The sequence below is a fragment of the Pseudomonas sp. Marseille-QA0892 genome, from assembly GCF_054950135.1.
Map to the genome: position 1 here is coordinate 1,018,833 of NZ_CM143104.1, position 24,915 is coordinate 1,043,747.

Consider the following 24,915-nt stretch of genomic DNA (forward strand, 5'->3'; position numbering starts at 1 on the left):
CATTTATCTATACCAAAGGTCTTTGCCCCATGCTGATCGCCGCCAACAAGGCAGTCTCTATCGACTACACCCTGAAGAACGATGCTGGCGAGGTTCTCGACAGCTCCCAGGGTGGCGCTCCGCTGGTTTACCTCCACGGTGCCGGCAACATCATCGGCGGCCTGGAGAAGGCCCTCGAAGGCAAGTCCGTCGGTGACGAGCTGAACGTCTCCGTCGAGCCGGCCGACGCCTATGGTGAATACAGTGCCGAGCTGGTCGCCAATCTCAACCGCTCCATGTTCGAAGGCGTCGACGAGCTCGAAGTCGGCATGCAGTTCCACGCTTCCGGTCCCGACGGCAGTATGCAGATCGTCACCATTCGCGACATCGACGGGGATGACGTAACGGTCGACGGCAACCATCCGCTGGCTGGCCAGCGTTTGAACTTCGAAGTGAAGGTCGTCGACATTCGCGACGCCAGCGCTGAAGAAGTGGCTCATGGACACATTCACGGCGAAGGCGGTCATCACCACTAATCGCACGTGATGGAAAAGCGCCCTACGGGGCGCTTTTTTTTGCGTCCAGATTGACTTCGGTGGATATGAGATTGGCTTGTCACATTATGTAAATCTTTCTGTCACTTTCTGAAACATATGATGAAAGCCACAGCCGTCCCTCTGGCATTGGCGGCGCTCGTTACTTCGGAACATCTCCCAGCGAGGGCTTCCATGGCCAATCACTCGGCTTCGAGCGGTACAGCAGTGGCCGGCGCTTCCGGCATCTCCAAAACAAGTCTTTTTTTTGCAGCGCTCATGTTCGCCGTCGGGCTCTATTTCCTTTATTGGGGAATGGGCTACATCGAGGGTAACCACACGTTCCTGTTCGTGCTTGCCACCTTGTTCGGCCTGTTCATGGCCTTCAATATCGGCGGGAATGACGTCGCCAATTCCTTCGGCACGAGCGTAGGAGCCGGAACGCTCACGATCCGCCAGGCATTGCTGGTCGCGGCCGTGTTCGAAGTCAGCGGCGCGGTCATTGCCGGTGGTGAGGTAACCAGCACGATCCGGGGCGGCATCGTTGACCTTGGGACCATGGGTGTTGCACCCATGGATTTCGTCTTCATCATGATGTCAGCGCTGATCGCCGCCGCGTTCTGGCTGCTGTTCGCTACCCGAAAGGGTTACCCGGTATCGACAACCCACTCCATCGTCGGCGCGATTGTCGGCAGTTCGATTGCGCTGGGGATCATCATGAGCGGCGCCTCAACGGCGTTCGCTTTGGTGCAATGGGACAAGATCGGCCAGATCGCGATCTCGTGGGTGGTCTCGCCGCTGCTGGGCGGCGTCGTGGCGTATGTACTGTTCGGGCAGATCAAGAAGCACATCCTGAGCTACAACGATGACGCCGAGTCGCGTCTCAAGCAGATCAAGGAAGAGAAGCGCGCCCACAAGCGCAGGCACAAGGAAGCGTTCGAGCGATTGTCCGAGATCCAGAAGATTTCCTACACCCATATGATGGCGCGGGACGTCCAGGTGATTCAGGACCGAGACTTCCAGGCCGAAGATCTGGAATCCGACTACTACCGCGACATGTACAAGATCGACCAGAAACGCGGCGACGTTCACGCGCATCGCGCGCTTGAGGCCTGGGTACCGATCATCGCAGCGGTAGGCGCCATGATCATTTCATCGATGCTGCTCTTCAAGGGCCTGAAGAACATGCATCTCGGACTTACCACGCTGCATAACTACCTGATCATGGGCATGATCGGAGCTGCAGTCTGGATGGGCACGTTCATCTTTGCCCGCACACTCAAGAGCGAGTCGCTGGGCCGCGCCACGTTCCTGCTCTTTAGCTGGATGCAGGTCTTCACGGCCTCCGGTTTCGCCTTCAGCCATGGCTCGAACGACATCGCCAACGCCATTGGGCCATTCGTCGCGATCCTCGATGTCTTGCGCACGGGCGAGGTCGGCTCCGAAGCGGCGATCCCGCCGATTGCGATGATCGCCTTCGGTGTCGCGCTGATCGTTGGGCTGTGGTTCATCGGCAAGGAGGTCATCGCAACGGTGGGCCATAACCTGACGGCGATGCACCCGGCGTCCGGTTTTTCTGCCGAACTGGCGGCAGCAGCAGTCGTAATGCTCGCCTCGTTGCTCGGATTGCCCGTATCCAGTACGCACATTCTAATTGGCGCCGTGCTGGGAATCGGCATGGTCAACCACAGCACGAACTGGGCGCTGATGAGACCAATCGCCCTGGCCTGGGTGATCACCTTGCCCGCAGCTGCACTCCTCGCAGCTGGCGCGTTCGTGATCCTGCGCAGTCTGTTCTGATAGTCACCGCCATGAAAAAGGCGCCTAGGGCGCCTTTTTCATGGATCAGTGAATCAAGTCTCTTTCCGGCGGACGAGGCCCTCCCTCGCGCACCCAAAACAGCGCTGCGCCCGCCACTGCGGCCGGCATGAGCACGATATTCACGAACGGGATGAGCAGAACGAGGTAGACGCTCCCGCCGAAACTCAGGCTGCGCCAACGACGTTCGCGCAGCCAGGCCATCATGTCCTCCCAACCGAGTTTGTTGTTGTCGGCAGGGTAGTCGATGTATTGCACCGCCATCATCCAGACACTGAACAGAATCCAGAGCGGTGCCGCGATCAGGTTCACGACCGGTATGAAAGACAGCACAAGCAGCGCAAGCGCCCGTGGTAGGAAGTAACGCAGCTTGCGGAGCTCGCGGCCGATCGTGCGGGGCACCATCGCGAACAGCTCGCCCCAGCTGAAGGGCGGAAAGTGGTCATGGCCGCGCGCGACGACTTCCACCTTTTCCGCCAGAAAGCCGTTGAAGGGGGACGCAATGAATGTCGCGACCAGATTAAACGTGAAGTAGACGAGCGCCAGTACCAGCAGTACGAACAGTGGCCAAAGCACGTATTCAAGGAACTGCAGCGCCGACGGTAGCGTGGGCATGAACGTATTCACCCAGCTGTCGAACTGAGCGACTGCGAGCCAGAACAGGCCAATGAACACCAGTAAATTGATCGTGAGCGGAAGGATCACGAACATGCGAAGACCAGGGCTGAGCATGAGGCGAAGCCCTTCGCGCAGGTATTGGGGGCCAGACAGAACAGGTGGTAGAGGCATGGCAAACTCCAGGTAGATGCGTAGACGTTACCTGACTTTACGCGGCGCTCGAAAGCGGGGAGATCGCATCTGAACGCAACGGGGCTCTCGTTGTTGCACCAATCGGCACATGTGTTGCCAAAGAGGCTATCCCGACCTTGAATGGCCTACATGACGTCTCCTCTTCTTTATTGGGCGGTCGCCGTCCGCAGCGTTACAAGATGGCGCGGCGCGGGTGCGGTCTGCTTCTGCCTGGCGCTCGCTGGATGCGGTGTGAAGTCACCGGAAGGTGGCGTCGATCGCCCAGCCTCGGTGATCCGCTCCGACATCGTGCGGCTCCTGCCGTCGAAAACACCTGACAAGCAGGGGTGGGCAGAAGACATGGAACTGGCCTTTCGAATCCAGGGTATCGAGCCGACCGATGAGAACGTTTGTGCTGCGATCGCGGTAACGGAGCAGGAATCCACCTTCCGTGCCGACCCGCCCGTGCCTGGTCTGCCGAAAATCGCCCGCGCAGAGATTGATCGGCGCGCCTCGGCTCTGAAGGTGCCGACCTTTCTGGTCGACGCTGCGCTCAGGGTTCCATCGTCTGATGGTCGCAGCTACGCGGAGCGGCTCGGCAAGGTCCGCACTGAGGGCGAATTGAGCGCGGTTTTTGAAGATCTCATCAGTCGGGTGCCGCTGGGGCAGCTACTATTCGGGCGTTTCAATCCGGTCCGTACCGGTGGACCCATGCAGGTCAGCATCGCATTTGCCGAAGAAAACGCGCGCGGCTATCCGGTGCAGGGCGACAATACCATCCGGCGCGAAGTATTCACGCGGCGTGGCGGAATGTACTTCGGCATTGCGCATCTGCTGGGCTATCCAGCGAATTACGACCGCATGCTTTACCGCTTCGCCGATTTCAATGCCGGCCGTTATGCCAGTCGCAACGCGGCGTTCCAGGCAGCCGTCAGCCGTGCGACCGGTGTCAAGCTGGCGCTCGATGGCGACGTGATCATTCATGGCTCATCGAAGGCAGGAAGCACCGAAATGGCAGTGCGACGCCTTGGGCCTCGCTTCGGTATGAGCGAAGCGGAAATCCGCCGCGCCCTTGAGAGGGGCACCGAGGAGCGCTTCGAGACAACTGAGCTATACCGTCAGGTGTTCGCGCTGGCTGAAAGCAAGACAGGGAAGACGCTACCCCGTGCCGTATTACCCGGTATTCGGCTGGAGAGCCCAAAGATCACGCGTAACCTGACGACCGCCTGGTTCGCGGAGCGGGTCGACAGCCGTTGGAAGCGTTGCATGGCGCGGGCTGGCGGCAGTTGATCAGTAAACCTGGATGGTTGTATCGCGTTGCAGCGTCATCGGGTCGTCTTCAGCTGTCGGCTACGCTGAGGAGCCGCGCACACCACCTGGCCGGCCGGACCTACCCGGCCGGACCTGTCCGCCCACTGTCCATGTTGGAGGTAAGCATGAATCCTGAAACGACCGCCGTCTTGCTCATCGAGTACCAGAACGATTTCCTCAAGCCTGACGGCGCCCAGTACGGGGCCGTCAAGGATGTCGTCGAGAGTACCGGCATGGTTGCCAATAGCCTCGCCTTGGCGCGAGAAGCGCGGCAACTCGGTGCGACGATGATGCTGGCGCCGATCTCGTTTGCCGAGGGTTATCCGGAGCTTCCCCGTGAGCCCTACGGGATCCTCAAGGGGGTCGTCGATTCCGGTGCGTTCAAGAAAGGCTCATGGGGCGCTCAGATCATTGACGAGCTTGCGCCACAGCAAGGCGACATCATCATCGAAGGTAAGAAAGGGTTGGATTGTTTCATGTCCACCGATCTGGATTTCATCCTTCGCGCGCGCGGCATCACGGACCTTGCCATCGCCGGGTTGCTGACCAACTGCTGCGTGGAATCGACGATGCGCTCGGCTTATGAGCGCGGATACCGCGTCGTCACGCTGGTCGACTGCACGGCCACTGTCACTGAAGAAGAACAGCGTGTGGCGACCCAGCGGGACTTCGCCATGTTCTCTCGGCCCATGACCCACCGTGAATTTCTGGCTGAGCTCGAAGCCGGTTAGCGCTCGGGCTTTTGGTGGTTGCCCGAAAAAAAAGCCCGCCGGCTGCGGCATGAACGCAGCGGGCGGCGGGCGTTGATCAGCGCGGAGCCGATTACAGGCGAGGGTAGTCGATGTAACCGACCGGGCCTGAAGCATAGAAGGTGCTCGGATCCTGCTCATTGAGCGGTGCGTTCTGCTCAAGGCGTGCAGGTAGGTCCGGGTTGGCGATGAAGGTCTTGCCGAAGGCAACGGCGTCGGCCTTGCCAGCTGCCAGCCACGCATTGGCCTGATCCTTGGTGAAGCTCTCGTTTGCAATCACGATGCCGCCGAATGCTTCCTTAAGGGATGGGGTCAGGCTGTCATCGGCTTCATGTTCACGGGTGCAGATGAACGCGACGTTGCGCTTGCCGAGTTCGCGCGCCACGTAGCCAAACGTTTCGGCGCGGTTCGAGTCCCCCATGTCATGGGCATCGGCACGCGGCGAAAGGTGCACGCCGACACGGCCTGCGCCCCATACCGAAATTGCCGCATCGGTCACTTCAAGCATAAGGCGTGCACGGTTTTCCAGGGAGCCACCGTACGGGTCGGTGCGCGTATTGGTGCTGTCCTGGAGGAACTGGTCGAGCAGGTAGCCATTCGCGCCGTGGATCTCGACGCCATCAAAGCCAGCGGCCTTGGCGTTCTCGGCGCCCTTGCGATAGGCCTCAACGATGTCGGCGATTTCGTCAGTCTCCAGGGCACGAGGTGTCTCGTAGTCCTTCATCGGGCGAACGAGGCTGACGTGACCGGCCGGCTTGATGGCGCTGGGCGCGACTGGCAGTCCACCGTCCAGATAGACCGGGTCGGAAATACGACCTACGTGCCACAGCTGCAGTACGATCTTGCCACCATTGGCATGAACGGCACGTGTGATGTTGCGCCAGCCGGCAATCTGCTCTTCGGACCAGATCCCGGGCGTGTCCGGGTAGCCGACCCCCATGGGCGTGACCGATGTCGCTTCGCTCAGGATCAGGCCGGCAGAAGCGCGCTGGCTGTAATACTCGGCCATAAGTGCATTCGGTACGCGGCCTTCGTCGGCGCGGCATCGGGTGAGCGGGGCCATGATGATGCGGTTGGCCAGTTCCAGCTCGCCGATACGAATCGGGTCAAAAAGCGTGGGCATATCTAAGCTCCATCTGAGGGTCAGGATTGAATGGCGTCGACGTCATCCGGAAGCACGGTGGGATCGAGCTGAGCCTGCAGTGCGCCGAAAAACGCACGCAGGTTCGCTTCGTCCCGTTGAAAAAAGGTCCATTGACCAACGCGCCGGCCCGTAACGAGGCCGGCGCGTTGCAGCGTGGCAAGGTGCGCGGATACGGTGGATTGGGACAGGCCACAACGTTCGTCGAACTTGCCTGCGCACACGCCTACGTCGAAGGGGCGCTGCTGAGGTGAGAAATAGCGCTCGGGCTCTTTCATCCAGACCAGCATCTCCCGACGAAGTGGGTGAGCGAGGGCCTTGAGGATCGCATCAAGATCGACGGAGGCAGGCGTTAGGTCATGCTTTGACATGCCTGCACTGTATATCGAGATATCGCGATATGACGATCCCTGGAAATCGATGACTCCCATCGATGCAATCAATATGACTGAACGCGCGAAGAAGGGCCTAATCTGTCGCCATGAATTATCTTGCGCATCTCCTGCTCGGCGGGCCCAAGCCCGATCAGCTTCTGGGCAGCCTCTACGGCGACTTTGTCAAAGGCCCTTTGAATGGCGACTGGCCCGCGGAGGTAGAGCGCTCCATCCGCCTGCACCGCGCAATCGATGCGTTCACAGACGCTCACCCATGCGTCCGGCAGGGCAAGGCGCGGTTTCCAGCCGCGCGGCGTCGGTTCGCGGGCATTGTGGTGGACGTCTTTTTTGACCACTGCCTGGCGCGGGACTGGTCGCTACATTCTGATGTTCCGCTCGACCAGTTTACGGCCAGGGTCTATCAGGTCCTGGCTGACGAGCCTGCGTTGCCGGCCCGACTTGCGACCATTGCGCCACGTATGGCGGCGCAGGACTGGCTGGGTAGCTATCGGGATTTCGAAGTGCTGCGCGACGTCATCGCTGGCATGAGTCGGCGCCTTAGCCGTCCCGAATGGCTGGCCGGTGCGTATGAAGAGCTCGAAGCGTTGTACGAGCCCCTGAGCGCAGACTTCCAGGCATTCTTTCCTGAACTCATGGCATTCGCGGACCGCTACCCTGTGCTACCTGATGACGGCGGCGTTCTGCGCCGAAATAACCGTCCGGCTTGATGGTCGAACGCTTTGGGTCACGCAGCGATGCGGAGGCAACCGGTGGCGCCGGCGGCCCTGATCCACGTCAGTGTGTTCAGATGATTTCTGACGTTCAATGAACCTGCGACCCTCTCGTCAGCAAGGAGAACGGCATGATCAACATCCTCGTAGCAACCGACCTTTCCGAGCGATCCAACCCAGCCATTGACCGTGCTGCCCGGTTGGTACGCAGCCTTGGCGGGCGGTGGGCACTGGTGCACGTCGTGGACAACGATGCGCCGGCCGAACTGACCGCTCGGCACGTCGAGCATGCGAAAACCCTGTTGAAGGCATCGGCGGAACGTCTGGGCAGCCAGCATGGGACGGAGCCCGAGATAATCGTGATCAGCGGCGACGTCGAGCCAACCATCCTCAAGGCTGCGCATCAGTTCGGTGCGGATCTGCTGGTAGTCGGCGCACATCGCAAGTCCGCGCTTCGCGATTTCTTCCTGGGTACGACGGTAGAGCGGGTCATCCGTAGCAGTCGCTTGCCGGTGTTGCGTGTCGCACGCCCGGCATTGCAGGACTATGCGCGGTCGTTGGTAGCTATCGATCTGTCACCGGTGTCGCTCGATGCGCTGCGCACGGCCTGTCGGCTTGGGGTACTTCAGGAGCAGGAGTTCGACGTGGTTCATGCGGCAGAACTGGTGCCCATCGGCGCCATGGCAGAGGTCGTGCCCGACCCGCGCCTTGTCGACGAGATGCTTGCCGAAGCCAGGCGCAAAGCAAAAGCACAGTTGGCCCAGATCGAGCCAGCTGTTCCCGAACAGCGCCTCTATGTAAGGGAAGGCGAGCCCAGGCGCGTCATCGGTGATCAGCTGCAATTCACCAATGCTGACCTCCTGGTAGTCGGAACCCATGCACGCAGCGGCGTTCAGCGCCTGATGATCGGTAGCGTCGCAAGCTCCCTGCTTGCCAGCCTCGACTGCGACATCCTCACCGTACCACCTGCGGAACCGCACTGATTGCTCAGGCAGCATTCGCTGCCGACGTCTCAGGGAGGTCCAGTGCTTCATAAATTGCCCGCCGTGCCTGGCGGGCCAACTCGGTTCGGCCGAGCCCCTGGCTGCTCACAGGCGGCAGGAGGGTAATCACGACTTCGGCGCGCTCGGCACGCATCATCCGCAGAAGGTGGGTGGGCAGCGCATCGTCGCCGATAAAGGGCGCGATAGGGCAGGGCAGCCCGTTTCGGCGATAAGCGATGGCGACCGGTTGCAGCGGCACGCCGCGTTCGACCGCAGCAGTCAGGAGCCGACCGTGAAACGGCAGCAGCGACAGGCCATCGCTGGTGGTCCCTTCAGGGAACAGCACCACGGGGTGGCTACCATCCAGGTATTCCCCTATCTGACTGTTCAATGACTGTAGCTCCCCCGCACCGCGTCGAATGAACAGGGTGCCGCCATGACGAGCCAGCCAGCCCGCCAAGGGCCATTCGCGCACTTCGGCTTTCGACAGGAAGGATAATGGCGCCAGTTGGCCGATGAACGGAATATCCGTCCATGAAACATGGTTCGATATCCAGAGCATAGGTTCGTCTGGCAGGTGGCCTTCTACGCGTACCTTGAATGGCAGCGCCGCCGCGAGCGCCTTCATGAAATGGCTACAAAGGCGCTGACGTAGCGCAAGACGGCCGTGGGTGAACCGCTCCAGAATGCATGCCGCCAGGGCCAACATCACGCCGTACAGCAACACGCCTGTGAGGCGCACCAGCCGCAAATAGCTTAGTAAGGTCTTCATCCAGATCCGTTCCGGTAATGCTCGCCCTTCTTACCGACTTGGGGCGAATCCGGCAAGCGATCGCGGGCACGCGTTGGCGCCGCGTTCAGGTAGTGGGCCGGGCCGTCAGACGGCCGTCTTGAAGTGTCGAGCGTAGCGAGGGCACAAATCGTCCCGCTTGAGCAGCACGAAGACATCCGCCGTCTGAAACTCCCGATCCCAGCATGGTTCGCCGCATATCTTCGCACCCAGGCGCATATAGGCCTTGAGTAGAGGCGGCAACTCGGTCGTCACTTGCTCCGGCAACTGCAACGCCGGTAACGGTGTGCGCGGTATGGCAGTCAGGTGCTGATTGCACAGGTGAGCGGGTCGAAGCCGCCGCATGATGGCTTCCGCCTGGATTCCGCCATCTTTCATGGAAATGCTCGCGCAACCCATGAGATATCGGTAGTGGCCTTCATTCAAAACTTCAGACAGCTCGCTCCAGAGCACCGCGATCGTCCCTCCGTTACGATAGGCCGAGTCGACGCACGTGCGGCCAATCTCGAGGATTGGACCTTCCAGTTGGAGGAGCCCCTGCAAGGCGAATTCGCCTTCACTGTAGAAACGGCCCAGTCGTGCTGCGCTGCGATGGTCAAGCAGCCGAGTAGTGGCCACCAACGCGCCGGAGGCCAAGTCACGTACACCCAGATGCGTGCAATGGGCGTCAAAGTCGTCGATATCGAGCCCATTCGCTGATGGGCTGGCGTCCGCGAACGAGGCACCAAATTCAGAGCCGAAGACACGAAAGCGAAGTGCCTGGGCCTCGCGAAGGGCCGACGGTGAAGTCAGGCGCTCTGCTTGCAGGCGGCGAACGGGAAGGATGCGGCAGGCAGTCGAGGCCATGTCGAGACTCCAGAGAGGACCGAATGCAGCCTTACGCGACGCACCGCTTCTCCAAGCGATACGGCGCAGGCGGGGCCAGACTAGAAAAGCGCGGTGTCGTCACTGTGACGGGACCGTGATGAATCAGTGACACCCCGACCTGATCTGGAGGCAACGGAACTCCTACATGAGCACTTCGGCCTATAGTGGGCTGGCGAACCGGAGTGCGTGTCCGCCCATCCAAGGAATGGCCTTCATGTCCCCTTCGCTCGACCGCTTGACCACCCGAGCCACGCGAGCCCTCGTCGAGGATGAGGTCAGCCGAGTTTTCCCCTGGCGTGGTGGCAACCGCTTCGAACTTCTTATCGATGGCGAGCGCTTCTTTCCCCGAATGCTTGCGGCCATCGATGCCGCCAGGGAGCGAATCGAACTCGAGTTGTATCTGATTGAAGACGGCCGCTGTAGCGAGCGCCTAACGGACAGCCTCGTCGCTGCGGCCGGGAGAGGCGTAAACATTCGATGTCTCTTCGACGGCTTCGGGTCACTGAAGCTGGGCAACCAAACTCGGTCCCGTCTCACGGATGCCGGTATCGAAGTGGTGTACTACAACCCACTGCATATTCGCAGGGGTTGGGCCAACCTGTTTCGCGACCACCGCAAGCTGCTGCTGGTCGACGATACGGTGGGCTACGTGGGTGGCGCAGGCTCCACGGATGAATTCTGGCTGCCGGACCAGGAATCCCCATGGCATGACGTGATGGTGGAGATCAATGGACCGCTGCTTGTGGACTGGCGTGTACTCTTTGACCAAGTTTGGGCACATTGCAAGCGGCGTCGCTTTTGGTCGCCGAGGTTACCGCTTCGGCCATCGCGCCTGCCGCCGGTCCCGGCCGACGACGACCGGACCGGCTACGGACGGGTGGCGTATGCGGCCTCGCGCGAACATCGCGATATCCTTCGCGCCCTGGTGGGCAATCTCACGCGGGCCGAGCGCACCGTCTGGTTGGCCACCCCTTATTTCCTGCCAACCTGGCGCGTTCGGCGAGCGCTGATGAAAGCAGCGAGACGCGGCGTGGACGTGCGGCTACTGCTAACTAGTCGCAATACCGACCATCCTTCTGTCCGATTCGCTGGGCAACGCTACTATCCGCGTCTGCTACGCGCAGGTGTTCGAATCTTCGAGTATCGCCCACGGTTCACGCACATGAAGATGGTGCTGGTGGATGAGTGGGTCAGTGTCGGTTCGTGCAACTTCGACCACTGGAATCTACGCTGGAATCTCGAAAACAACCTCGAGTCCCTTGACCCTGCATTCATCGCGCAGGTTCGCGAATGCCTCGCCGCAGACTTTAAGGTCAGCCGCGAAATAAGCTTGGCCCAGTGGCGCGCGCGCCCGTTGCGTACACGTATCTACCAGCGGCTCTGGGGTTGGCTGGATCGCATCGTCATCCACGTACTCAGTCGGAAACGCTGATCCGAAGGTACGTCCGTTCAAGTCTTTCGATAGAACCGGTCGAGGATTTGCGCTGATCGTTCGGCTTTCCTATGACATTGTTGGTCTCAATCCTTCTATAACCGTCAGGAGAAACGTCATGGCTAAAGTGCTGGTGCTCTACTATTCGACCTATGGTCATATCGAAACGATGGCGAACGCCGTTGCAGAAGGCGCTCGTGCGGCAGGGGCCCAGGTCGACGTGAAGCGGGTGCCGGAAACCGCGCCGGCTGACGTGGCGAAAGCTGCGCATTTCAAGCTCGACCAGGCGGCACCGATTGCGACCGTGGCCGAACTGGCCGAGTACGATGCCATCATCATTGGCACGCCGACGCGATTCGGGCGCATCGCCAGTCAGATGGCCGCATTTCTTGACCAGGCCGGTGGGCTGTGGGCGAAGGGAGCGTTGAACGGGAAGGTGGGCGCCGCGTTCACGTCGACGGCTTCCCAGCATGGTGGCCAGGAAACCACGCTGTTCTCCATCATCACCAACCTGCTGCATTTCGGAATGGTCGTAGTTGGTCTGCCCTACAGTCACCAGGGCCAAATGACACTCGATGAAATCGTCGGCGGTTCACCCTACGGTGCAACCACGATCGCCGCAGGCGATGGCTCCCGTCAGCCCAGCGCAATTGAACTCGAAGGTGCGCGCCATCAGGGTGAGCTGGTGGCAAAGACGGCGGCCAAGCTGTTCGATTGAGTTACATTCCGAGCCGCACTTACGGTCCGTTGAAACGGTCTGTTGTAACGATGCCGCTCTGCAAACCGCATTGAGGCACGTACAATCGGCCGCGTTGAGTCATTTTCAACGTCATCAAGAGAGGTAATGATCATGTGGACCAAACCTGAATTCACCGATCTGCGCATCGGCTTCGAAGTTACGCTGTACTTCGCAAACCGCTAATTGCGTGTGATGCCCCGGTCGCCCGAGCGTTTCTGACGCTTCGAGCGTCGGGGCATTTTCTTTTTCAGGACCTTGTGAATGCATATCCACATTCTTGGCTCTGCAGCAGGCGGCGGCTTCCCTCAGTGGAATTGCAACTGCCCTAACTGCACGGGTCTTCGCGCCGGCACCCTCAACGCCCAGGCGCGTACGCAATCCTCGATCGCGTTGTCTGACAATGGCGTCGACTGGATTCTCTGCAACGCCTCGCCCGACATTCGTGCCCAGCTCGAGAGCTTCCCAACGCTCCAGCCGGCACGTGCGCTGAGAGATACGGCCATCCGCGGGATCGTGCTGATGGACAGCCAGATCGATCACACCACCGGGCTGCTCACCCTGCGCGAAGGATGCCCTCATGAGGTCTGGTGCACCGACATGGTCCATCAGGACCTGACGACTGGTTTCCCACTGTTCAATATGCTGGAGCATTGGAATGGCGGGTTGCGCTGGAATCGCATCGATCTCGACGCGAGGTTCACCATTCCGGCTTGCCCCGCCTTGCGATTCACGCCCATTCCATTGCGCAGCGCGGCGCCACCTTATTCGCCGCACCGCTTCGACCCGCATCCCGGCGACAACATCGGGCTGCTCGTAGAGGACACCGTGACCGGCGGAACGCTGTTTTACGCACCCGGGCTGGGCAAGGTCGATGATGGCTTGCTGGCCATGATGCGCGACGCCGATTGCGTCCTGGTTGACGGCACCCTCTGGACCGATGACGAGATGCAGACACGCGGTGTCGGCACCAAGACTGGCCAGGAAATGGGCCACCTGGCCCAGAGCGGCCCAGGTGGCATGATCGAAGTGCTGGACGGGCTGGAAAAGCCACGCAAGGTGCTTATCCATATCAACAACACCAATCCGATCCTCGACGAAGATTCGGCGGAGCGGAAGGTGCTTGCGGACCACGGCATCGAAGTGGCCTTTGACGGCATGGGGATCGAGTTGTGAGGACAGACCTATGACAGCGGCAGCGATGACGCCGGAAGCGTTCGAGCAGGCCCTGCGCGCCAAGGGCGACTATTACCATATCCACCACCCCTATCACGTGGCGATGTATGAAGGCCGCGCTACGCGCGAACAGATACAGGGGTGGGTCGCCAACCGCTTTTACTATCAGGTCAACATTCCGCTCAAGGACGCGGCGATTCTGGCGAACTGCCCGGACCGCGACATCCGACGGGAGTGGGTCCAACGCATTCTTGACCATGATGGTGCGCCAGGCGAGGAGGGCGGTATCGAAGCGTGGCTGCGCCTTGCCGAAGCGGTCGGGTTGGACCGCGACCAGGTGCTTTCCCAAGAGCTGGTGCTACCGGGTGTGCGCTTTGCGGTAGACGCGTACGTGACCTTCGCACGCCGGGCGACGTGGCAGGAAGCGGCAAGCAGTTCGCTGACTGAACTGTTTGCTCCACAGATTCACCAATCTCGCCTCGACAGTTGGCCCACTCACTATCCGTGGATCGACCCAGCCGGTTACGACTACTTCCGAAATCGCCTTGGGCAGGCGCGCCGGGATGTCGAACACGGCCTGCGCATTACACTCGAGCACTACACGACGCGCGACGCGCAGGCGCGAATGCTCGAGATCCTGCAGTTCAAGCTGGACATTCTATGGACGATGCTCGACGCCATGAGCATGGCCTACGAACTGAAGCGGCCGCCGTATCACACCGTCACCAATCAACGTGTCTGGCATCGAGGAATCGAGCTGTGAGTATCGAATCGACCCAGGTTCCCGCCTTTCGACGGGGCTATCGCTTCCAGTTCGAACCCGCCCAGGATGCACACGTACTGCTCTATCCCGAAGGCATGATCAAGCTGAACGGCAGTGCCGCCGAGATCCTCAAGCAGGTTGATGGGCAGCACGACGTTGCCGCCATCGTCGGGCTGCTGGAAGCGCAGTTCCCTGGCGTGTCGACCCTCAGGGACGACGTGATCGAATTTCTCGGGATTGCCCGTGACAAGCACTGGATCGAACTGCGCTAGCGCGCAGGCGTTCGCGGTGAGCAAACAGGCGCCGTCTATTCGGGCGGCCGCTTACCCGAAGCTCCGACACCACGAGATGCCATGACCGTTTCTCCAGATGTAAACGTAGGGCCGCCATTCTGGCTACTAGCGGAGCTGACGTACCGCTGTCCCTTGCAGTGTCCGTACTGTTCCAACCCCGTGGATTTCGCCAAGCAGGGCGCAGAGCTGTCGACCGAACAGTGGATCGAGGTGTTTCGGCAGGCTCGGGAGCTGGGCGCTGCACAGCTGGGATTTTCGGGTGGCGAGCCGCTGGTACGCCAGGATCTGGGGCAGCTGATCAAGGCAGCCCGAGACATGGGCTACTACACAAACCTGATCACATCCGGCATCGGGCTCACTGAGGCACGTATTGCCGAGTTCGCCGAAGCGGGCCTGGATCATATCCAGATCAGCTTCCAGGCAGCCGATGAGGAAGTGAACAACCTGCTTGCCGGTTCCCGCAAGGCATTTGCGCACAAGCTCGAGATGGCGCGTGCGGTGAAGGCGCATGGGTATCCCATGGTGCTGAACTTCGTGACCCATCGGCACAATATCGACAACATCGACCGCATCATCGAGCTGTGCATCGAGCTTGAAGCAGACTTCGTCGAGCTGGCCACCTGTCAATTCTATGGCTGGGCCGAGCTGAATCGCGCGGGTCTGCTGCCGACTAAGGCGCAACTAGAGCGTGCTGAACGCATCACCAATGAGTGGCGAGCGAAACTCGAAGCCCAGGGGCACCCGTGCAAGCTCATCTTCGTCACCCCTGACTACTACGAAGAGCGCCCGAAGGCGTGCATGAATGGCTGGGGCAATCTGTTCCTGGACATTACGCCCGACGGCACGGCCCTGCCATGTCACAGCGCACGCCAGCTGCCGGTGCAGTTTCCGAACATCAAGGACGCCAGCCTCAAGCACATCTGGTACGAATCGTTCGGCTTCAACCGTTTCCGCGGCTACGACTGGATGCCTGAACCGTGCCGGTCCTGCGACGAGAAAGAGCGGGACTTCGGTGGGTGCCGCTGCCAGGCCTTCATGCTGACCGGCAATGCTGAGAATGCAGATCCTGTCTGCAGCAAGTCCGAGCATCACGGCATCATTCTCGCCGCACGTGAAGAGGCCGAGCGGGCAGCGCTCGGCATGGACCGACTTCAATACCGAAACGAGAAGGCATCGCGCATCATCGCCAAGGCCTGACTGTCATGAATCGCAGGCGCCGTGAGCGCCGTGAAGCGCGGCCGGACAACCACATTCAACCTGCAGGGGATTCCCATGACCATTCCGTACGGCTTTTGGCCTAGTGACTGGACCGCCGAAAAAGCCGCTTCGGCCAGCGGCGATTTCGCTGAGCTGAGAGCGGGTCATGGCGGTGTGTTCTGGGTGGATTACCGTCCGCAGGATGGACGCTGCACCCTATGGTTCTGGCAGGCCGGGCAGGCGCGCTCACTCACGCCGGACGCGTTTTCGATCCGAAGTCGCGTCTATGAATATGGCGGCGGCGCGTTCTGCGTAACGCGTGATGGCGTTGCGTTCGTCAACGAGGCCGATCAGCAGGTCTATCTGCAGGCGCTCGATTCAACGGCCGCCCGGCGGCTTTCTTCACAGGATGCCTGCCGCTACGGCGACGTTCAGTTCGACGCGTTTGCTCATGCCATCCTGTGTATCGAAGAAACGGCCGGCACGCCGATACGCCATCGGCTGGTTGCGTTGTCAATCAGCGACGGCTCACGGACGCTGATTTCCGAAGGGGCTGACTTTTATGCGTCCCCCGCAATCAGCTCAGATGGCCAACGCCTGGCATGGATCGAATGGAACTGCCCCGAGCAACCCTGGACCTCTACAAAATTGTGTGTCGCGCATCGGTCCGGTGATGGCTGGGGAACGCCTGTCGTCGTCGCAGGTGGGGCGGGCAATGAGTCGCTCCAGCAGCCACGATTCGATGAATCCGGCGCACTTCACTGTCTCAGCGATCAAGAGGGTTGGTGGCAACCCTGGCGCGAGCAGGGCGACAACTGGGTGCGCGACGCTGCCGCAGGGAATTTTGACCACGCAGCGGCGCCATGGCAGCTGGGCGGCTCAAGCTATATACCGGTAAAAAGTGGGTACATTGCGTGCCGATTCGAACAAGGTGTTGGGCGGTTGGTTGAGTGGACAGAGACGAGCCACCGTGTGCTGGCCGACGCGTTTACGCGGTTTCGCGCGCTGTCATTTGATGCGTCCAGCTATTACGCCATCGCAGCAGGCCCTTCGTGCGGCCCTGCAGTAATCGCGGTCGATAAGGCAAGCGGTGAAGTGCGGACGCTGGCGGGCGGCCAGGTAGCGCTCGCGCCGGAAGATCTGTCCATGCCAGAAGCGTTCGACTTCCCGGCCGGCAATGCGCATGGCTTTGGCTTCTTTTATGCACCGACCTCCCGCGTTGCCTCAGCATCCGTCGACGATCGGCCGCCACTGGTGGTTTTCCTTCATGGCGGGCCGACCTCTGCTTCCTATCCTGTCTTCGACCCCCGCATTCAATTCTGGACACAGCGAGGCTTCGCAGTTGCTGACTTGAACTATCGCGGCAGCAGCGGCTACGGCCGTGCCTACCGGTTCGCGCTCAGGCAGCAATGGGGCGTATCCGACGTAGAGGATGCCGTAGCGGCGGTGGATGCCCTGTCGGCGCGTGGCCTTGTTGATGGGGAGCGCGCGTTTATCCGGGGTGGCAGCGCAGGCGGGTACACCGCTCTATGCGCGCTGGCGTTCTCGAATCGGTTCCGCGCGGGTGCCAGTTTGTACGGCGTAAGCGATCCCATCACGTTGGCAGGGGCCACGCATAAATTCGAGGGAGACTATCTGCAATGGCTCATTGGCGACCCGGATTTTGACCGTGATCGCTATGAGGCGCGCACTCCGCTGTTGCACGCCGACCAGATCCGCACACCGGTCATCTTTTTCCAGGGCGGCCGCGATGCGGTCGTCGTCCCAGAACAGACCGAGAGCATGGTTCGGGCGCTTCGCCAGAACGGGATACAGGTGGAATACCACCTGTATCCCGAAGAGCGGCACGGCTTCCGGCAAGCGGCCAATCTTGCCGATGTGATGGAAAAGGAACTCGCCTTTTACCAGCGATGCATGTGACGGGATCCGGTGGTGGGCTGAAGCCTGCCACCGGGCAAGCCATGACAGGCTGCAACGCCTTGACGCATTAGAGCTTTTCGAGTGCTTCCAACGTGACAACATCGGTCACGGTGCCAAGCGTGCGGATGGAGTCGCTATGGTCGGCCTCGTTCGCCGCTGCACAGGCTTCTTCGAGGATCAGGGTTTCATAATCACGGTCGTGTGCATCGCGCGCAGCACTTTGGACCGCCATCATGGTGCTGACACCGGCAATGACGACACGCGTTACGCCACGTGCGCGTAGGGCCGGATCGAGGTTGGTGCCGTAGAACGCGTTAACACGGGGCTTCACGATGACGAGGTCGGCCTTGTCTGCATCCAGGTCAGGGTGGAATTCCATCCCCGGGCTGCCTTCCTCCAGCACACCGTATTCGTGCGCCTTGCCGAACAGTTTGGAGTGCTTGGGCTGATCGGGATAGCCCTTGGCGAAGCCGACCTTGACCAGTACGGTAAGCCAGCCTTTCTCCTTCGCAATCGCCAACGCTCGGTTGGCCTTGGCGATGACGTCCCGATCGATGACCTGCTGGGCCGCGCCCGCCATCTTGCCGTCTGGGTGAGTGATATCGACGATGTAGTCGAGGCCAATAAAAGCGGTCGTCATGGAGTCCTCCAGGATGGGCGAGACGTGGGACGTCTCGCATTGAGACGGGGCATTGCTTACGCGCGCGGCCAGGCCGCCCCGGTCGAAAATGTGCCGTCAATGATCGTGACGCTATGCCCGCCGATCCATGGATCGCCGTCGCGGTAGATGACATTCACTCGACCGTCACGCTGCAGGCGTGTTCCCTGCCGGGCGCGATAGCCGTCGCGTGTGACAGCGGCATCCGGGAAGTCCAGATGCTGCAGCAGCCGCGCCAGGCAGGCGTTGGCCGAGCCAGTAACCGGATCTTCGACCAGTCGGCCATTTTCGGAAAGGAACGTTCTGATTTCGTAGTCGGCTATCAGGGTGTCTGGATGGGGGACATAGGTCGCCAGGCCTGTCGCCTGCGTCCGAGCGAGTAGCTCGGTCAGCGCGTCGAGGTCGGGCCGCGCGTCGAGGCAGTCCGCCAGCGAAGCCAGCCGCACGCATAGCCAGCGGATCCCAGCGTCCACTTTCATGGGTTCGAAGCCTGACGCCAGCGAGCTATGCGCGAGTGCGCGCTGCAGGATTTCACGTTCTGCTCCATCGAATGGCGCTACGGCAGCCATCGGCGCGCGGAAAGCCAGCGAGCGGTCTGTGTGGGTCTCCAGAGTAATCATGCCGGCCGCACATTCCTGGACCAGTCGTTCGGCTGAGTGCGGTCGCAGTCCGGCTTCCAGCAGGGCGTGCGCGGTGCCGAGCGTCGGGTGACCGGCGAATGGAAGCTCGACGTCCGGCGTGAAGATCCGCACGCGATAATCCGCCTCGCCGGTGGTCGGGGGCAGGACGAAGGTCGTTTCCGAGAGATTGGTCCAGCGAGCGATAGCGCGCATCTGCGCGTCGTCCAGACCTTCGGCCTCCATCACAACCGCAAGCGGATTGCCGCGAAACGGTACCTGGGTGAAAACATCTACCTGTTTGAAGCGCCGGTTCATCGGTTGTTTCCTTGTGTCGAAGGGCTGGTCGCGGAGCTGGCCCTTAGGCGAATGCGGGTAATTTCGGACGGCGCAGCGAAGCGGATCGGCGGGCCCCAGTAACCGGTACCGCGGCTGATGTAGACCGTCAGCCGGCCAAGGTGGTGGATGCCGGCGACCCATGGCTGCTGTAGCCGGACGAAGTGAATCCACGGCCAGAATTGCCCACCGTGCGTGTGGCCGGAAAGCTGGAGATCAAACCCGGCCTGTTCCGCGTCCTTCGCCGAGCGCGGCTGGTGGGCGAGCAGCACTTTGCACGCCTCAGCCGGTGCACCTCGTACCGCCGCTTGCGGGTCGCTGCGATGGGAAGGCTCGAACATGCCGGCCGAATAGTCCGTGATTCCGGCGATGACCAGTTGGGCGCCGTCGCGCTCTATCACTCGATGTTCGTTCATCAATACCGGCAGCCCCATGCGCCGCAGCTCCGCCACCCAGGCTGGGGCACCGGAGTAGTATTCGTGATTGCCGGTGACGACGCCTACGCCGCTTCGACCCCGTATATCGCCCAAAGGGGCGATGTGCGATGAAAGCTGCTGAACGCTTCCGTCTACAAGGTCGCCGGTAACGGCTACGTAATCGGCGTCGAGGCTGTTCACGCGATCGACGATGCGGCGAATGTAGGCATGTTTGATGGTCGGCCCTACATGGATGTCACTGATCTGGACGATCGTGAATCCGTCGAACGCGGGCGCCAGGTTGCCCAGCGGGATGTCGACTGTTTTCACCGGTGCCAGCCGGCGCGCGAAGAAGAGACCGAACACGGTTTCGATGGCGACGGCGACGAGCACCGCGACGGCCGAATATTCCGCCCACGGGCCGGCTATCGCGACGCCCGCCAACGCCGCGACGGCCAGAACGACACCACGCACGATCGAGAAGACCGCAAGGCTCGAGAATATTCCCATCGCCATGAGGCTGGCCCAGGCGAGGGCCTTGGAGTCGATGCCGCGCGAGCGAAATCCTATCGGTAGCAGAATGAACGAGGCGAGGAGTAGGAGCGCTGCCAATACCTTCATGGCCGGCGGCACAGGCAGGAAGGGAATCAACGAAACAGCGACCAGGAGGTGGAGCGCGCCCAGTATGGACAGCATGGTCAGGCGAGATCGGAACATACGGCGGTTACCTTTCGCTTTGGATCGACCAGCCTAGCGATGCCGTGAGCGCAACGGAAGCCTGGCAGCGTGTCGATATCGCGCTGTGGTGTTGATTCCGATCAATGCGCCCCGCGCGGGTCGTTCTTATGCTGGACCGACAACATGGAGGAGGGGACAACATGGCGTACCTCGCCTGGGAGCATGATCTTGACACCGGCATCGATGTCATCGATCAACAGCATCGCCGTATCATCGAGATGATCAACTGGCTCGAGGACGTACAGTCGGGTGTTAGTGGCCACACCACGGAGGACGTGGTCAACGAATTGCTCGACTACACGATCTCGCATTTCGCTTTTGAGGAAGCCTTGATGGAAGAGGCCGGCTACCGCTTCAGCCGTGCTCACAAGCGTGTCCATGAGGTATTCATCAAGCGTGTCGAGGGACTGAGGAGCCGTTTCAAGGACGGCGAGGACATCACCCTCGAATTACGTGAAACGCTCGGGCGCTGGCTCATCAGCCACATCCGCAATGACGATCGGAACTACGTCGAAGCGGTGAGCCGCAACCTCCAGCGCCTGACCACGGATAGCTCGCCTCAAGGCTGGCTGGCCCGCGCGGTCAAACGCTTCTTCCACCATGCCGCCTAGTAAAACCGGGTGGGAGCGAGAAGCTCAACGAGATGAAAGCCCGGCGAGCCACGTGCGTCTTTCTTTTGCGGACAGGTAGGTCCAGGCCAGAAAGCGGCTCTTCTTTTGTCCTTGCGCCATCTCCGTCACGTGAACGTCGGTGGCGCCAGCCCTCGCCAGCGCGTCACGCAGTGGTGCGATATTGCCGCCTTTGGATACGAGGCTGGTGAACCATAGCACCTGGGTGCGGACAGTTATGCTCTCCCGGATCATGCGCTTGAGGAAGCCGAGTTCGCCGCCTGGGCACCAAAGCTCATTGCTCTGGCCGCCGAAATTGAGCGCGGGCAGCGTGCGTCGCGGATCCAGCTTGCCGAGATTCTTCCATTTACGTCGGCTACCGGCGCTGGCTTCATCCGGGCTCGTGTGGAAAGGCGGATTGCAGAGCGTGACGGTGAAGCGCTCATCGGCGCCCACGATGCCGGTAAACAGGTGAGTGGAATCTGGCTGGTGCCTGAAGTCAATGGACGCATTCAGACGATTGGCTGCGACGATTGCACGTGCTGCCCCGATCGCGGTTGCATCGATGTCGGCCCCGGTGAATCGCCAGCCGTAGTCACCATGCCCGAGTAGCGGATAAATGCAGTTCGCACCGGTACCGATATCCAGCGCATGAACGCGCGCGCCTCGTGGAATCTCTCCTGCGTTGTCGAGCGCGAGCAGGTCCGCCACGCCATGCACGTAGTCGGCTCGGCCGGGTACAGGTGGGCAAAGGTAGCCTTCCGGGATGTCCCAATGCTCAATGCCATACAGCGCTTTGAGCAGTGCGCGATTCAGGACTCGAACGGCCTGGGGGTTGGCAAAATCGATGCTTCGTTTCCCGTACGGATTGAGGATCACGAACTGGCGAAGCTCAGGCGTACCGCGCATCAAGGCATCGAAGTCGTATTGGCCCTGATGGCGGTTGCGTGGGTGCAGGCCCGCCGCTTTCGCAGCAGGCTGGTGAAGAGGTGGGGCAGCAGGTTTCATGTCTTGGATCGGTCGGGTATGCGGCGCATAGTGTCCCATAGCATGGCCCGCCAAGCGACGTATCAACCGGCGCGTTTGTGCTCCGGCGCTTCAGGGGCCATCAAGCGATGCAGACCGTCCCGATAGGCGCGCGCTCCGACCCTCATGCTGTTGTTGTGCGTCCCGCCAGGCACGAGTAGCAGTTGCTTCGGCTCCCGTGCGGCTTCGTAGAGTTCTTCGCTAAAGCGGGGAGGAACGTAGCGGTCGTCGGTGCCATGCACGATGAGGACAGGCATGCCGACATCCTCGATCTTGCTGATCGAGTCGAACTTCTGCGACATGATCCAGCGGATCGGTAGCGAGGTGTCAGCAACGGCGGATGCCGCGTCGGCAAGATTCGTGAACGTGGACTCGATGATCAAGCCACGTGCAGCGACCGGTTCGTCAGCGCTTCTTGCCGCCTTGCCCAGCTCAGCGGCGAGGTCTACTGCGACGGCGCCACCGAGCGAATGTCCATAGATCACGCGCTTGGCAGGATCCGGCTGCAGGCTCAGCAGCTTGGCCCAGGCGGTCCGCGCATCCTCATTGACGCTGCGTTCAGAAGGTAGCGGCCCCTTGCTCTCGCCAAAGCCGCGGTAGTCCACGGCCAGAATAGAGAAGCCGAGCTCGCGCAACTGCTGGATACGAAACAGTTGGCCGGTCAGGTTCCAACGCGAGCCATGCAAGTAGAGCAGGGCGGGCGCATCAGGATTCTCGGAGGCCCACCACCAGGCATATAGGGTTTCACCGCTGGGAAAGGTGGAGTCGCTCAGGTCGAGTTCCTGTACGCCAGCGGGCAAACCGGTGTACCAGCTGGCAACACCTGGCTCAATGCGAAATACCAGCTCCCGCTCGGTCTGCTTCAGTTTGGCGCAGCCGACCGGTAAGCCGATGATCAGGGCCAGCAGGAGCGTCAGGCTCAGCCAGCGCGCCCGCAGGCGAGAAATGAGTGACCGGGACATCTGCGCTCCGTTCAGGACAGGTATCGCTATAGATGCCTGCAAGCGGTTTGCCATGCAAGGGCGCGAAGCGAAGAAGCCGTAACCGTCTATGTATCGGCGCAGCGCCTTGGGCCTGCCATCAAAGCGGGAACAGCAGCGGGACCATCACCACGGTCACGATCAGGACGAGCAGGGTGAATGGAACGCCGACCTTCACGAAATCCGAAAACCGGTATTGGCCCGGGCCCAGCACAAGTGTGTTGACGGGCGATGAAACGGGCGTCATGAACGCAGCAGAGGCGGCGACCGCGACCGTCATCGCGAATGGATAGGGGGAAACACCCAGCTGCTGGGCTGCGCTCAGGGCTACCGGTGCCATCAAGACTGCGGTTGCCGTATTGGAGATGAAGAGGCCGATCACGGCGGTCAAGATGAAGAGCGCTGCCAGCATGGCGTGTGGGCTTGCGTCGCCTACCAGCCTTATAAGGCCTTCGACGGCCAGGTCGATGCCGCCTGTACGCTGCAGGGCGAGGGCGAACGGCAGCATGCCGACGATGAGCAGCAGGCTCGGCCAGTGAATCGCGCGGTAGGCGCTGTCCATGTCAATGCAGCGAAACGCGCCCATGACCATGCAGCCGATGAGCGCAGCGACCACATTCGGTACCCAGCCGCCAACCATCAGCACCACCATCGTTGCCAGGCCTAGCAGTGCGTAGGGCGCCTTGCTGGCAGTTGGTGCGACTTCATCCACTTCGGCAGGGAGCGTCAGTACGATGAAATCACGGCTTTGGCCCTGCAGCTCACGGATGCGCCGCCATTTGCCTGCGACCAGCAGTGTGTCGCCCGCGCGAAGCTTTTCGTCTACCAGCAGCCCATCCAGTGCCTCCCGGTTACGCCGAAGGCCTACCACGTTGAGCTTGAACCGGCCGCGAAAGCCGAGCTCCTGAATGGTCTTGCCGATCAGGGTCGATTCCGGGGGAAGCGCCACTTCAACGAGGCCGAGCTCGTGGGAGTGGACGGCATAGTAGGAGCTCTTGAGCGGCATCGGCTCCAGGCCCAGCTCGTCATAGGCGCCGAGTAATGCGATGGCTGGACTGGCAAGGTCTGCCAGCAGAATATCGCCGGGCAACAGTTCCGTGCTGCCGGTCGCGACCAGCAACTGGGTACGGAAATTGCGCCGCCGCTCAACGCCGATTACGTTGATGCCGTATTGCTGCCGCAATTCGAGTTCATTGAGTGCCTGGTTGGCCAGCCGCGACGAGGGCAGCACGCGAAGGCGGCGTTCGCGCTGGGACAGGTGATAGGCCTGGGCGAGATCGGCCAACGTATGGCGGCGTTGAGTCTGTATGGCGGTTTCGTTGCGGCCAAGCCAACGCCGTGCGAACAGCATGTAGGCGATGCCAAGGCACAGAATGACCAGCCCGATCGGCGTGAATGCGAAGAAGCCGAAACCTGCCAGGCCCGTGCGCAGCAGCTCGCCATGGACCACCATGTTGGGTGGCGTGGCTACGAGCGTCATCATGCCACTCGTGAGTCCGGCGAAAGCGAGCGGCATCATCAGACGGCTGGCAGGTGTGTTCAGGCGTGCCGCGATACTCAGTACCACCGGAATGAAGATCGCAACGACGCCAGTCGAACTCATGACGGAGCCAAGCAGCGCCACGACCGCCATGAGCAGGATCAATAGGCGCGTTTCGCTGCTTCCGGCTCGTTTGACGAGCCAATCCCCCAGTCGATAGGCAATGCCCGTTCGAACCAGCCCCTCTCCGATGACGAACAGCGCCGCGATCAGGACCACACTAGGGTCGCTGAAGCCGGCGAGGGTTTCTTCGATGCTAAGAATGCCAAGTAGCGGCAGTGCAACCACGACCAGGAGGCCGACCACGTCCATGCGCGGTTTGTTGACGACGAAAAGCATGACGCACGTCAGCAGGAGCGCGAGGACGATAAGCAGGTCGGTATTCATGAGCACGTCCTGAGCATAGGGCGCACA

Annotated in this window: 26 protein-coding genes; 15 read left to right on the forward strand and 11 right to left on the reverse strand. The window is 61.1% G+C overall.

Annotation, left to right across the window (positions count from 1 at the left end):
- Nucleotides 1-29 precede the first annotated feature (29 nt).
- Complete coding sequence (locus ACY8D3_RS04550) at nt 30-515, forward strand: FKBP-type peptidyl-prolyl cis-trans isomerase (RefSeq protein ID WP_462382000.1); 486 nt, start codon at nt 30-32, stop codon at nt 513-515.
- A 192-nt stretch (nt 516-707) separates the two neighbouring features.
- Complete coding sequence (locus ACY8D3_RS04555) at nt 708-2,312, forward strand: inorganic phosphate transporter (RefSeq protein WP_462382002.1); 1,605 nt, start codon at nt 708-710, stop codon at nt 2,310-2,312.
- A gap of 45 nt (nt 2,313-2,357) precedes the next feature.
- Here ACY8D3_RS04555 and cysZ read toward each other — a convergent pair whose 3' ends face one another.
- On the reverse strand, nt 2,358-3,119 hold the full coding sequence (gene cysZ / locus ACY8D3_RS04560; protein WP_462382004.1) for a sulfate transporter CysZ: 762 nt from the start codon (nt 3,117-3,119) through the stop codon (nt 2,358-2,360).
- A gap of 141 nt (nt 3,120-3,260) precedes the next feature.
- Here cysZ and ACY8D3_RS04565 point away from each other — a divergent pair, with 141 nt between their 5' ends.
- Together ACY8D3_RS04565 and ACY8D3_RS04570 are read left to right on the forward strand one after the other, a co-directional pair.
- Nucleotides 3,261-4,409 carry a DUF1615 domain-containing protein gene (locus tag ACY8D3_RS04565; protein WP_462382006.1) on the forward strand — a complete coding sequence of 383 codons (1,149 nt, stop codon included), beginning with the start codon at nt 3,261-3,263 and terminating at the stop codon, nt 4,407-4,409.
- A 146-nt stretch (nt 4,410-4,555) separates the two neighbouring features.
- The gene (locus ACY8D3_RS04570) at nt 4,556-5,161 is read left to right on the forward strand and encodes a cysteine hydrolase family protein (protein WP_462382008.1); all 606 of its coding nucleotides are present in this window, start codon (nt 4,556-4,558) and stop codon (nt 5,159-5,161) included.
- A 91-nt stretch (nt 5,162-5,252) separates the two neighbouring features.
- On the opposite strand, the gene ACY8D3_RS04575 is transcribed toward ACY8D3_RS04570, so the two are convergent.
- Complete coding sequence (locus ACY8D3_RS04575) at nt 5,253-6,302, reverse strand: alkene reductase (protein ID WP_462382010.1); 1,050 nt, start codon at nt 6,300-6,302, stop codon at nt 5,253-5,255.
- A 20-nt stretch (nt 6,303-6,322) separates the two neighbouring features.
- Nucleotides 6,323-6,691, reverse strand: coding sequence for an ArsR/SmtB family transcription factor (locus tag ACY8D3_RS04580; RefSeq protein ID WP_462382012.1), 369 nt, complete (start codon nt 6,689-6,691; stop codon nt 6,323-6,325).
- Between the two features lie 110 nt (nt 6,692-6,801).
- Between ACY8D3_RS04580 and ACY8D3_RS04585 the strand changes: the two genes are divergently transcribed.
- Complete coding sequence (locus tag ACY8D3_RS04585) at nt 6,802-7,422, forward strand: acyl carrier protein phosphodiesterase (RefSeq protein ID WP_462382014.1); 621 nt, start codon at nt 6,802-6,804, stop codon at nt 7,420-7,422.
- 134 nt (nt 7,423-7,556) lie between these two features.
- Nucleotides 7,557-8,408, forward strand: a complete 852-nt coding sequence (locus ACY8D3_RS04590; protein ID WP_462382016.1) for a universal stress protein — start codon at nt 7,557-7,559, stop codon at nt 8,406-8,408.
- Nucleotides 8,409-8,412: 4 nt separating this feature from the next.
- On the opposite strand, the gene ACY8D3_RS04595 is transcribed toward ACY8D3_RS04590, so the two are convergent.
- Together ACY8D3_RS04595 and ACY8D3_RS04600 are read right to left on the reverse strand one after the other, a co-directional pair.
- Nucleotides 8,413-9,180: a lysophospholipid acyltransferase family protein gene (locus ACY8D3_RS04595; RefSeq protein ID WP_462382018.1), complete on the reverse strand. Its 768-nt coding sequence runs from the start codon at nt 9,178-9,180 to the stop codon at nt 8,413-8,415.
- Between the two features lie 105 nt (nt 9,181-9,285).
- The gene (locus ACY8D3_RS04600; protein WP_462382020.1) at nt 9,286-10,044 is read right to left on the reverse strand and encodes a GNAT family N-acetyltransferase; all 759 of its coding nucleotides are present in this window, start codon (nt 10,042-10,044) and stop codon (nt 9,286-9,288) included.
- Nucleotides 10,045-10,279: 235 nt separating this feature from the next.
- Between ACY8D3_RS04600 and ACY8D3_RS04605 the strand changes: the two genes are divergently transcribed.
- The 8 genes from ACY8D3_RS04605 (at nt 10,280) to ACY8D3_RS04640 (ending at nt 17,582) form a co-directional block, all read left to right on the forward strand.
- The gene (locus tag ACY8D3_RS04605) at nt 10,280-11,497 is read left to right on the forward strand and encodes a phospholipase D-like domain-containing protein (protein WP_462382022.1); all 1,218 of its coding nucleotides are present in this window, start codon (nt 10,280-10,282) and stop codon (nt 11,495-11,497) included.
- Nucleotides 11,498-11,615: 118 nt separating this feature from the next.
- Complete coding sequence (wrbA, locus tag ACY8D3_RS04610) at nt 11,616-12,215, forward strand: NAD(P)H:quinone oxidoreductase (protein ID WP_462382024.1); 600 nt, start codon at nt 11,616-11,618, stop codon at nt 12,213-12,215.
- 132 nt (nt 12,216-12,347) lie between these two features.
- Nucleotides 12,348-12,419 carry a pyrroloquinoline quinone precursor peptide PqqA gene (gene pqqA, locus ACY8D3_RS04615; protein ID WP_188982961.1) on the forward strand — a complete coding sequence of 24 codons (72 nt, stop codon included), beginning with the start codon at nt 12,348-12,350 and terminating at the stop codon, nt 12,417-12,419.
- Nucleotides 12,420-12,497: 78 nt separating this feature from the next.
- Nucleotides 12,498-13,409, forward strand: coding sequence for a pyrroloquinoline quinone biosynthesis protein PqqB (gene pqqB / locus ACY8D3_RS04620; protein WP_462382026.1), 912 nt, complete (start codon nt 12,498-12,500; stop codon nt 13,407-13,409).
- Between the two features lie 10 nt (nt 13,410-13,419).
- Entirely contained in the window at nt 13,420-14,172 is a 753-nt protein-coding gene (gene pqqC / locus ACY8D3_RS04625; RefSeq protein ID WP_462382028.1) for a pyrroloquinoline-quinone synthase PqqC, read from the forward strand.
- Nucleotides 14,169-14,444, forward strand: a complete 276-nt coding sequence (gene pqqD, locus ACY8D3_RS04630; RefSeq protein ID WP_462382030.1) for a pyrroloquinoline quinone biosynthesis peptide chaperone PqqD — start codon at nt 14,169-14,171, stop codon at nt 14,442-14,444. The genes pqqC and pqqD overlap by 4 nt, the downstream gene beginning before the upstream one ends.
- A gap of 81 nt (nt 14,445-14,525) precedes the next feature.
- Entirely contained in the window at nt 14,526-15,662 is a 1,137-nt protein-coding gene (gene pqqE / locus ACY8D3_RS04635; protein ID WP_462382031.1) for a pyrroloquinoline quinone biosynthesis protein PqqE, read from the forward strand.
- 75 nt (nt 15,663-15,737) lie between these two features.
- A complete protein-coding gene (locus tag ACY8D3_RS04640) occupies nt 15,738-17,582 on the forward strand; it encodes a S9 family peptidase (protein ID WP_462382033.1) in 1,845 nt (614 codons plus the stop codon).
- Nucleotides 17,583-17,649: 67 nt separating this feature from the next.
- Here the strand turns inward: ACY8D3_RS04640 and ACY8D3_RS04645 are convergent, their stop codons facing one another.
- Genes ACY8D3_RS04645 through ACY8D3_RS04655 form a run of 3 tightly spaced genes read right to left on the reverse strand, consistent with a single transcriptional unit; the run spans nt 17,650 to nt 20,326 of the window.
- Complete coding sequence (locus ACY8D3_RS04645) at nt 17,650-18,222, reverse strand: cysteine hydrolase family protein (protein ID WP_462382035.1); 573 nt, start codon at nt 18,220-18,222, stop codon at nt 17,650-17,652.
- Between the two features lie 56 nt (nt 18,223-18,278).
- Nucleotides 18,279-19,175 carry a PhzF family phenazine biosynthesis protein gene (locus tag ACY8D3_RS04650; RefSeq protein ID WP_462382037.1) on the reverse strand — a complete coding sequence of 299 codons (897 nt, stop codon included), beginning with the start codon at nt 19,173-19,175 and terminating at the stop codon, nt 18,279-18,281.
- Nucleotides 19,172-20,326 carry a metallophosphoesterase gene (locus ACY8D3_RS04655; protein WP_462382039.1) on the reverse strand — a complete coding sequence of 385 codons (1,155 nt, stop codon included), beginning with the start codon at nt 20,324-20,326 and terminating at the stop codon, nt 19,172-19,174. Before ACY8D3_RS04655 ends, ACY8D3_RS04650 begins: the two co-directional genes overlap by 4 nt.
- A 161-nt stretch (nt 20,327-20,487) precedes the next feature.
- Between ACY8D3_RS04655 and ACY8D3_RS04660 the strand changes: the two genes are divergently transcribed.
- On the forward strand, nt 20,488-20,958 hold the full coding sequence (locus ACY8D3_RS04660; protein ID WP_462382041.1) for a bacteriohemerythrin: 471 nt from the start codon (nt 20,488-20,490) through the stop codon (nt 20,956-20,958).
- A 24-nt stretch (nt 20,959-20,982) separates the two neighbouring features.
- Here ACY8D3_RS04660 and rlmF read toward each other — a convergent pair whose 3' ends face one another.
- The 3 genes from rlmF to ACY8D3_RS04675 all read right to left on the reverse strand — a co-directional run bounded on the left by rlmF (nt 20,983) and on the right by ACY8D3_RS04675 (nt 24,888).
- A complete protein-coding gene (rlmF, locus tag ACY8D3_RS04665) occupies nt 20,983-21,963 on the reverse strand; it encodes a 23S rRNA (adenine(1618)-N(6))-methyltransferase RlmF (RefSeq protein WP_462382043.1) in 981 nt (326 codons plus the stop codon).
- Nucleotides 21,964-22,025: 62 nt separating this feature from the next.
- A complete protein-coding gene (locus tag ACY8D3_RS04670; RefSeq protein ID WP_462382045.1) occupies nt 22,026-22,943 on the reverse strand; it encodes an alpha/beta hydrolase in 918 nt (305 codons plus the stop codon).
- A 118-nt stretch (nt 22,944-23,061) separates the two neighbouring features.
- Nucleotides 23,062-24,888, reverse strand: coding sequence for an SLC13 family permease (locus tag ACY8D3_RS04675; RefSeq protein WP_462382047.1), 1,827 nt, complete (start codon nt 24,886-24,888; stop codon nt 23,062-23,064).
- Nucleotides 24,889-24,915 lie beyond the last annotated feature (27 nt).